Source organism: Pseudoduganella danionis, assembly GCF_009720775.1.
Taxonomy (GTDB): Bacteria; Pseudomonadota; Gammaproteobacteria; order Burkholderiales; family Burkholderiaceae_D; genus Rugamonas; species Rugamonas danionis.
In genome coordinates this window covers 86085-94330 of record NZ_WNKW01000009.1, presented here as the reverse complement: position 1 = coordinate 94330, position 8246 = coordinate 86085, and the positions used below count along the sequence as shown (strand labels likewise).

General features: G+C 38.5%; 12 protein-coding genes and 1 pseudogene. 6 read left to right on the top strand and 7 right to left on the bottom strand.

What is annotated here, in order from left to right:
- Both GM655_RS21135 and GM655_RS21130 read left to right on the top strand, forming a co-directional pair.
- Positions 1-126, top strand: a pseudogene (locus GM655_RS21135) (IS3 family transposase); the annotation flags it as partial.
- A 132-nt stretch (positions 127-258) separates the two neighbouring features.
- Positions 259-1416: a site-specific integrase gene (locus GM655_RS21130; protein ID WP_155436645.1), complete on the top strand. Its 1158-nt coding sequence runs from the start codon at positions 259-261 to the stop codon at positions 1414-1416.
- 28 nt (positions 1417-1444) lie between these two features.
- On the opposite strand, the gene GM655_RS21125 is transcribed toward GM655_RS21130, so the two are convergent.
- Positions 1445-2272, bottom strand: a complete 828-nt coding sequence (locus GM655_RS21125; RefSeq protein ID WP_155436644.1) for a DUF7687 domain-containing protein — start codon at positions 2270-2272, stop codon at positions 1445-1447.
- Between the two features lie 53 nt (positions 2273-2325).
- On the opposite strand from GM655_RS21125, the gene GM655_RS21120 reads away from it, so the two are divergent.
- Positions 2326-3261, top strand: coding sequence for a DNA adenine methylase (locus GM655_RS21120; protein WP_013520400.1), 936 nt, complete (start codon positions 2326-2328; stop codon positions 3259-3261).
- A 56-nt stretch (positions 3262-3317) separates the two neighbouring features.
- Here GM655_RS21120 and GM655_RS21115 read toward each other — a convergent pair whose 3' ends face one another.
- From GM655_RS21115 to GM655_RS21105, 3 genes are read right to left on the bottom strand one after another with little or no spacing between them, the layout of a single operon-like run.
- The gene (locus tag GM655_RS21115) at positions 3318-3668 is read right to left on the bottom strand and encodes a hypothetical protein (RefSeq protein WP_155436643.1); all 351 of its coding nucleotides are present in this window, start codon (positions 3666-3668) and stop codon (positions 3318-3320) included.
- A gap of 55 nt (positions 3669-3723) precedes the next feature.
- Positions 3724-5130 (bottom strand): relaxase family protein, encoded by a 1407-nt coding sequence (locus GM655_RS21110; protein ID WP_155436642.1) that lies wholly within the window; start codon positions 5128-5130, stop codon positions 3724-3726.
- Positions 5131-5559, bottom strand: a complete 429-nt coding sequence (locus tag GM655_RS21105; protein ID WP_155436641.1) for a plasmid mobilization protein — start codon at positions 5557-5559, stop codon at positions 5131-5133. It abuts the gene before it with no gap.
- Positions 5560-5851: 292 nt separating this feature from the next.
- On the opposite strand from GM655_RS21105, the gene GM655_RS21100 reads away from it, so the two are divergent.
- From GM655_RS21100 to GM655_RS21090, 3 genes are all read left to right on the top strand, one after another.
- Positions 5852-6163: a hypothetical protein gene (locus tag GM655_RS21100; RefSeq protein WP_155436640.1), complete on the top strand. Its 312-nt coding sequence runs from the start codon at positions 5852-5854 to the stop codon at positions 6161-6163.
- Entirely contained in the window at positions 6153-6359 is a 207-nt protein-coding gene (locus tag GM655_RS21095; protein WP_155436639.1) for a hypothetical protein, read from the top strand. The genes GM655_RS21100 and GM655_RS21095 overlap by 11 nt, the downstream gene beginning before the upstream one ends.
- A 202-nt stretch (positions 6360-6561) precedes the next feature.
- Complete coding sequence (locus GM655_RS21090) at positions 6562-6735, top strand: hypothetical protein (RefSeq protein ID WP_155436638.1); 174 nt, start codon at positions 6562-6564, stop codon at positions 6733-6735.
- Positions 6736-6926: 191 nt separating this feature from the next.
- On the opposite strand, the gene GM655_RS21085 is transcribed toward GM655_RS21090, so the two are convergent.
- The 3 genes from GM655_RS21085 to GM655_RS21075 all read right to left on the bottom strand — a co-directional run bounded on the left by GM655_RS21085 (position 6927) and on the right by GM655_RS21075 (position 8188).
- Positions 6927-7319 carry a helix-turn-helix domain-containing protein gene (locus tag GM655_RS21085; RefSeq protein WP_196308820.1) on the bottom strand — a complete coding sequence of 131 codons (393 nt, stop codon included), beginning with the start codon at positions 7317-7319 and terminating at the stop codon, positions 6927-6929.
- 141 nt (positions 7320-7460) lie between these two features.
- Positions 7461-7817, bottom strand: a complete 357-nt coding sequence (locus tag GM655_RS21080; protein ID WP_229632680.1) for a hypothetical protein — start codon at positions 7815-7817, stop codon at positions 7461-7463.
- Complete coding sequence (locus GM655_RS21075) at positions 7817-8188, bottom strand: hypothetical protein (protein WP_155436636.1); 372 nt, start codon at positions 8186-8188, stop codon at positions 7817-7819. The genes GM655_RS21080 and GM655_RS21075 overlap by 1 nt, the downstream gene beginning before the upstream one ends.
- Positions 8189-8246: the final 58 nt, after the last annotated feature.

Genomic DNA, 8246 nt, shown 5'->3' with positions numbered 1-8246 from the left:
CAAAGCATGTCGCGCAAAGGGAACTGCTTGGACAACGCCCCGATGGAGAGTTTTTTCGCTGTTCTAAAATCGGAGTTCTTCTATTTGAACCAGTTTGGCAGCATCGATGAGCTACAGGCTGGCCTTAGGAGGGAGCACCAACAAATCTAAAAAGTCATTGTGCCATATGCACTTACAGCGATCAAGTACGCTATCCTAGCAAAAATGTTCCAAATTTGTTCCAAGTTCCAGCTTGGCGACTAGAAAGGAGTGCTGTGGATGGCTGGTAAGTTGATCACTGAACGAACGGGTGTCAATGGCGATGTGTCGTTCCTGGTGCGCATCCGTGAAGCGGGTGTGGCTGTTAGCAAGACCTTCAAGACCAAGAAGGAAGCTGAGAAGTTCATCCGTGAGGTGAAGACAAAGATTGATCGTGGTGAGTCGGTAGACATCACCAAAATCAAGAAGATGACTTTGGCTCAAATTTTTGATGAATACTTGAAGCACAACACTGTTGCCAAAGGCAAGAAATACGACCTTGAAAAGTTGAAGCTTGAAATTGGGAAGGTTCCTCTTTCAAACTTTAAGGCTGGCACTTTTGCTTTGTACTTGAAAACCAAGCTTGAACAAGAAATTCCAGATCAAGCGAAAAAGAAAAAATCCCATCCTCTTTATGATGGTCATCAAGTGGTTGATCCTGACACTGGCAAGCTGAAAAAAAAGACTTACAGCGAAAGCACTATCAGGAAATATTACTATGCAATCAAAACAGCATTGTTTTGGCACGCAAAGCATCACGATTACACTTTTGACCGAAAGCCATTTGATGACAATCCACCTCCCAAAGCATGGGAGCCAAGAGATCGGATTCTTGAAGCTGGTGAATTGGATAGGTTGCTAGAAGCAACAAACAAGATGTATGTGAAGCGGGAAGAATGGAAGTGCCTTATTTTGTGGCAATACTATTCTTGTATGCGGGCAGGTGAAACATTGTTGATGAAGTGGGATGAAATTCATTTGGATGAAAAAAATCCACATCATTCATACATCTTTGTGCCGAAGGAAAACACCAAGATTGCTGATAAGAAGAATGCTGAGGATCGCAAGGTTCCACTAAGACCAGAGTTCTTTCATTTCATCAAAGAAAGATTGATGAAGCTGAAAAAAGATGGTCAACAATTGGTGTTTGGTGACTATTGGAGTAGCAGTTCTGTTCTTGCTGCTCGTTTCAAGGTCATCTGTAAAAATGCCAAAGTGAGCGACTTCAAAATTCACGATTTAAGGCATTGTGCTGTGAGTTGGTATTTCGTAAACACAAACCTCACTGACATTGAAATCAGTAAAATTTCTGGTCACATTGAATTAAGCACCTTGAAGCGATATGCCACTTTGCGACATAGTGACATTGGTGTGAAGCTCTGGGCGAATGCAACATAAGAAAAAAGCACCCATTTGGGTGCTTTGCTTATCGCCAATCTTTCACAATTTCTGGTATCCGTTGAACAGCTTCTCTTCCGAATATGACTTCATCAACAAGCCCCATGTGAATCATGTCAATCATTCGGCACAAATAAGATCTACCATCTTCCCACCAAGTTTTATAGGCATCAACAAAAAGATAGTGTTTAACATGAATGCCTTCATTGTCTTGCAGTTCTTGAAGTTCAAGACCATCAAGAAGTGTTTCATAGACACCATCAGCAACACGACTGCCAAAAGTGGTTGTGTAATAGTATTCCTTGATTTCCCAGATTGCTTTGGGGTTCAAAATTCCAGGGTATGCACCATCAACTCGTCTAGATAAAGTTCTAAGTGGTTCATCCTGCTTAGTAACAACAATTAGCTCTCGTGGATCAAAGTTGCACTGACCTCTTCCAATAGCTTCGTGAATCAAAATATTCACAATACCGGTGAAGAAGTTAAAATTCTTCATGTCCCCTTTTTGTTTGTTCATGGGGATCGGACAGATGGGTCTGAACTGATTGTAGAGTTGAGTGAAAAGCAGTTCAGCTTGATCTTTGTTCATCAAGTTGTGTTGAACTTGATTGGTCAAAACATCAGCACGATATTGTGAATAATGAACCAAATCTATCAATTCTTGGCTAGGTTGAGTGTTAGTTCCCATCCAAGAAGTGCTTAGTCCTACATTGTTGTAGGCAGAATAAATTTCTTGCGGAGAATATTGGCGAATTGTTCTAGTGCTGCGATCAGTGTAACCAATCAACTGGCTTAGAAGTTTTACATGAGCCCAGAATTTTCTAGGTTGGTTCAAGAATCGGGGATTAGCTTGCATCTGTCTTTTCTGTTGAAGGTAGTGATCAGGTGCGTTATCATGATCCCAACTCCATGAAAGATCAAGAAAATATGACAACTTTTGAGACTGTTGACCTCTTCGGCTTTGATGCCGAAGGTGTCGCTGAACGGTCATCCTCCCATGTAGTGCAAGTCAAACCGTTCAAGAGCCAACTTTTGAAGTGGGTAGGAAACAAGCAACGATTTGCACATGAAATCATTTCGTATTTCCCGAAGTTCAACACCTACTATGAGCCGTTCTTGGGTAGTGGTGCGGTTCTTGGAACACTTCAACCACAACAGGCAGTGGCATCTGATGTGTTCAAGCCTTTGATTGAGATTTGGCAGACTCTTCAAGAAAATCCAAAAGAATTGATGGATTGGTATGAAGAAAGACATGCTCAAATTGTTGGTGAAAATAAAGTAGAGGTGTATGAAAAAGTTCTTGCCTCATACAACAAAAATCCAAATGGTGCCGACTTTGTTTTCCTAACAAGAACTTGTTATGGTGGAGTGGTTCGGTTTAGAAAAGATGATGGGTATATGTCAACACCTTGTGGTGTTCATAAACCAATGCCACCACATAAGTTCAATGAGCGAGTAAAAGAGTGGCATGTTAGAACAAAGCAGACTAAATTCATTAATCAGGATTATCGGCTGGCTTTTGATTCTGCAAAGTCTGGTGACTTGATTTACTGTGATCCACCATATAGCCATAGCCAAGCAATTTTGTACGGCGCTCAGTCATTCTCTCTTCAAGAATTATTTGACAGAATTGCATGGGCAAAGAAGAAAGGCATCTTTGTTGCTCTCAGTATTGATGGTTCAAAAAACACTGAGAATGTTTTGCTTGAACTAAACATCCCCAAGGGTGTATTTGAACAAGAAGCATATGTGAATTGTGGTCGTTCAATGTTGAAACGATTCCAGATGGAAGGTGAGTCATTAGAAGATCATGTAGTCACAGACAGGCTGTTGCTAACATACTAAAAAAGCACCTTCGGGTGCTTTTTTGTTGTCCTTGCTACCTGATAAATATCGGATGACTAGATTTTTGATCGCTTGTGGTTCTTGATAGTGTTAATGTCATCTTGATGGGTAAGAAGTTTTTCTTCCATTCTTGCTTTGAAGAGAATTTTGTCTACTTCTTCATCGGTTAAGTCACCAACAATATCTTTAATAAGTCGCTCGTATCGCTGTAATTTGGTGAATGGGCTTTTGGTGTGCTCACACACAAATCCTTGTGAAACTCCCACCTTTAAGGCGATCTCTTGTTGTGTCATTCGTGGTCGTGTGACAAACAATCTAACTACTTCTCTGATTAGTGGTTTGTATTTTTCTGCTTTGGCAAAACCACCTTTCCTTCCATTCTCTGCCATTATTTCTGAGTAATCCATAACTTCCTTTGCTAGATGATATTTATCTTTTAGCAAATTAAATTAAGGAGTCAACTTATTTCTTAAATTTGTTATGAGTATTATTTTTTAAAGTCTCTTTCATTTTCCTAATTCTTTCAGCGGCGACAGCAACACCAATTCTCTGTTCAAGACTATCAGCTTGTGATTTTAAAGCTTGAGCCTTAGCAGGATTCTTACAATTGCTAATTTGAGTTCTAAGGTCATTTAGCTGTGATTGCATTCCACCAATGGAGCTATCAGAACTTGAACCACCAGAGGAAATTCCATCAGATGATGTTGGCGCATCGTTAGAGCCAGAAGATCCAGATTTACCACCTGATGAACTTGAAATATTAGCTGTAATTGGCTTGCTTTCAGTCTGGGTTTTATCTGCAATTGGTTGAATAGGTTTGGTTATCGGAACTTCTTTTTCAATAGAAATAGGTTTCATGCTTGTAGAACCTGAACCTCCAATGCTTCCAGTTCCACCACCATCATCAGCAGGTTTTTTTCTCTTATCACCATAAACACGATCCTTGTTTTTTCTGCCAAAAGGTTTAGAAATTAATTTTTTGTTAAATGATCTTCTGGATTTTGTAAGTCTTTCAAGTGTAGCTCTTACTTTTTCAAAATCAGAATCATTTAACTGTTTTTTGAAGTCAGCATTTTTTGTTTGATGATCAATTTTTATCTGTTTGAAGTCTGCACCGTATTCATAAACGGGACCTTTTAAGCGAAAAGCTTTTTCACTGCCATAAGGTTTTAGTGAAATGAATTTATCATTCACTCTTGTTATTTCCCCAAAATTTTCTAAAAAATCACACAAATCCTGTCTGCTAGAAATTTTTCCATTGATGATTTGGTGTGCAACACAGTCAGATACTTCATCTTTGGTTGGCTTGTTTTTGCGAAATTCTTCAGCAGATTTTGAATTGGATTTTGGTAAAACTTTTCTTTCAAATTTTGATTCAGATGCTTTGATTGGATCAGGTACAACCTGGTCGTAACCCATTTGATGATTAATATAGGCATCAAAAGCATCCTTAAAATCTTCCTTAGCTTTACCTGGTGGAAATGGATTCATTTGGCGCGATGTGGTCAACTCAACCAACGGGATAACATAATTTAACTCGATGTTTCCTTTGTCTTCGTGAATATTCCAGTAATCCACGTAGTTCACTCCTGGTTCAAGTCCCGCCATAAATGTTTTACGAAATGCGTCAACGATCTTTTGTAGGTGTGCATCAGTTGGTTTTTCTCCATCACGAAAAGATAGAGTTCCAGACACATATTTATGTTTTCTTTCAATGGAATCAGCGACAACAATGCACTCTTCTGCACTACCTGCAAAATCTCTGGGCTTCACACTTCTTTTATTATTTTTATGATCGAAATCACTTTTTAAGTAGTTAATTGCATCTGCAATTGAGCCAGTGCCGTTATCGTTGATTGCATTAATCATTTATTTATTTTGGATTGTCCCAATGAATTTTTTCTTGATTTCATCATTTTCCTTAAGGGCATTTGCCAAATCCTTCAATAAAAGTCTTGCTTCCTGAGTGGTAAATTCTTTTGTTGTGTTCAATTTTTTTGCGATCTGATTCAAGGTATTTCCACTTCTACTCAACTCAGAAAGTATGCTTCTGTTCAAATTTTTATCTTCTTGTTTTTGATCCCAGTAAAGATCAATTTTGGTTTCTTCACCACAAAAAATTTTATTTCTTACGAACTGCGCAACTGAATTGAAATCTGATTTTTTCCATTCACTTTTTAGTGCGTCGTGTTCAATTGGTGAAAGCTTTACATCTAAAGAATATGTTCTCTTGAACTGGTGATCATCATCACTTCCGTTACGACCTGGGTGTTTTTTTGGTTCAACTTCTTTGCTCATGTGTGCTCCTTTTTTATTATTGTTGTTGAGCTTTTTAGGGTTCTAGGGCAGCGCCCTAGCGAGAGATAAATCCATCGGTAAAGCCCATTTATGGGATTTAGCCCGTATGGTTTATTAGTCTCGCTTTTTGGATTTTAAGAAAATCACAAAAAAGATTTTTCCCACATTTTTATTCTACGAAATTAAAAATCAATGTCGAATTTTTCTAGAAAAGTCGATAGCAGATAAAATCAGAATGTGCTCTTGATTTCGCTTTCCGATTTTGTAGGATAGTAAAAAGAAGGAGAAAATTATGAAGGGATGCCAAAAAAAAACCACATTTATTCGAAATGAAGATGCACAGTGGATCGATGAAAATTTACTAAAAACAGGTCTATCAGATAATTTCGGAATGGTCGTTAGAAAGGCTGTATCTGAGTATGTAACAAAGCAAAAAAGAGCAAGAGCTTCTGGATTTGCAAAGCTGATTGGTGATGAAAATTTCAGAGTTCTTGAAGACCATGCTGAGAAAAATAACATAGATATTGAGCAATTACTTAAAGAAACTTTGATCCAAAAGTCAAAATATCTTGCAAAAATTGATGGAGATAAAAATGGGGGTTGAATTCATCTACGATAAAAACCAACTCACTACCATTGATGAAATTTCGGTATCAGTGGCAGACTTGAGAGACTTGGTTCAAGCCTTGAACATCCAGAATGAAGCTCAAAAGCTCCACGAGTTGAAGACTATTCTTGATGGTGTTGTGCGAAAAAATAGACTGCTTCCTGGTGCTGTTGGGGTGAGTGATCCTGAGTAAGTCACCCGGCTGATGCCGCCCCTCAAAGGGGCTCATGTATAGAGAACCAGACGAGCTGGTTTCACTAACGTGGCTCAGTTGTAGGGATGAGGTTTTTCATCGACCTGCTTTGTTTGTGGTTCAGATCCTGGACCATAAACAAAGTAGGTGCTCCCAGCCGGGAAAGATCGCGTTATGCTCACACTATCACATGGAGAAAACGATGAACTCAGGAATCAGAATCAAGTCACTCAACGGAAACACGTTCACTGAAACCGTGATTAGAGATGGAAAAACGTTCATCAATGTTTATGATGAAGATGGAAATCTGATTGATGTAATGGAAGAAGTTGCTTCTTATATTCCATCAAGAGATGATGATAAAAATGAGAAATGAAAAGAAAGCACCGCTAGGGTGCTTTTCTTTTTTCTGCTATTGATTCGATTTTTTGGTTTGCTAAAATTAAATCATAGCTGGTTGTTTTTAGCGATGAACTAAACTGCATTTTTAATTGACGAGAGCACCAATTTCACAACCAAGCTGCTCTAAAAATCTTCGACACCACTGTTAGGTGTCTATTTGGCTTTTTATCGTAGGTGATCGGGTAGTTTTCTAGTTCTACTCTTGTTCCAAGCTATTTTGCAAACTTGCTCAATAACCTGCATGATACTTTCACGATCATAAACAGAAACATTTTCAAGAGCCAAAGCAATTCTTTTTGTCTGTTCTTCTACTCTGAGACTGGTATCAATCACAAGTTGATCCAAACCACATTCAAAAATATCAGCTAGTTGCGCCAAACGGGTGATGGATAGTTCTGCTGTTCCTTGTTCATATCTCGCATAAGAAGCAGTGTTTAAATGGAGTTTTTCTGCTACTTCTTCTTGTGTGTAACCTGTTGCTTCTCTCCTACGTTTGATGCAAGCACCAACCATTTTTTTGATTTTTTCATCCTGAATTTTCTTCAAATCATCATTCATGTAGCTCTCCTGATTCGGTGTTGCTATCAGTATACTGACAAGAGCCGATGCGATCCAGTTGTAGCAAGTGGTGTTGAAGACTGGCATCCAATAAATATCATCTAGCAATCGGAAATGAAAAAGCACCCGAAGGTGCTTTTTTTAATCAAACATAGCATTTAGCTTTCGTTTTTCTTTACTGTTCAAACAGTTCATCAACATTGAGTAGTTTTCTTCTACTGTGCGGACAATTTCTTGGTGAAGATGGTCAAACTCATCAGAGCCCATGAACTTGATAACAGATTGAGGATGTTTAGGAAGTCGTTTCAACCTGATTGCTGCTTCAACCATGAAGTAGCTATTGAATGCGATCAAGGTTTCCTTGATTTGCTCATCACGATTTGACATCATTTTCTTGTTGATGTTAATCAAAGTCTTACCATCTTTGGTGTTAGCAAAGTTGAAAAGTGGTTTCCCCATTCCTTTGATACAGTATTGAAGGCATGTAGAGACTTTCATTACACACCTCCTTCTTGTACATCATTCTTAGCAAGCAAGTTTGAAATAGTGCCACCAATTACCATGAACATTTCAATGAAGTGTGTACTAACAATTTCAGAAGCAAATTCAACTGCGTAATTCTGAAATTCTTCATTATCTAGCAAGTCAGGACGACCAGCTTGGAAAACTGAATTACAAATTTCTGTGAATTGATATGAGCAAAGAAAAGCGAATGCCTTTTCATCAGGGTTTTCCTGCTCACTGGCAACTTTAAGTGCGGCCTCACAAGCCTTAGAACCGACGAAATCATTTAGTGAAATCGTGCCCAATGGAACAGGTTGAAGATTTACTTCAAATTTTGTTACTGCGTTTTTGTTTTTCTTAGACATGGTAATTCCTTTCATAAGTAGTTTGTCTATTTCATGTTGAACCATCCTAGTGATAGGC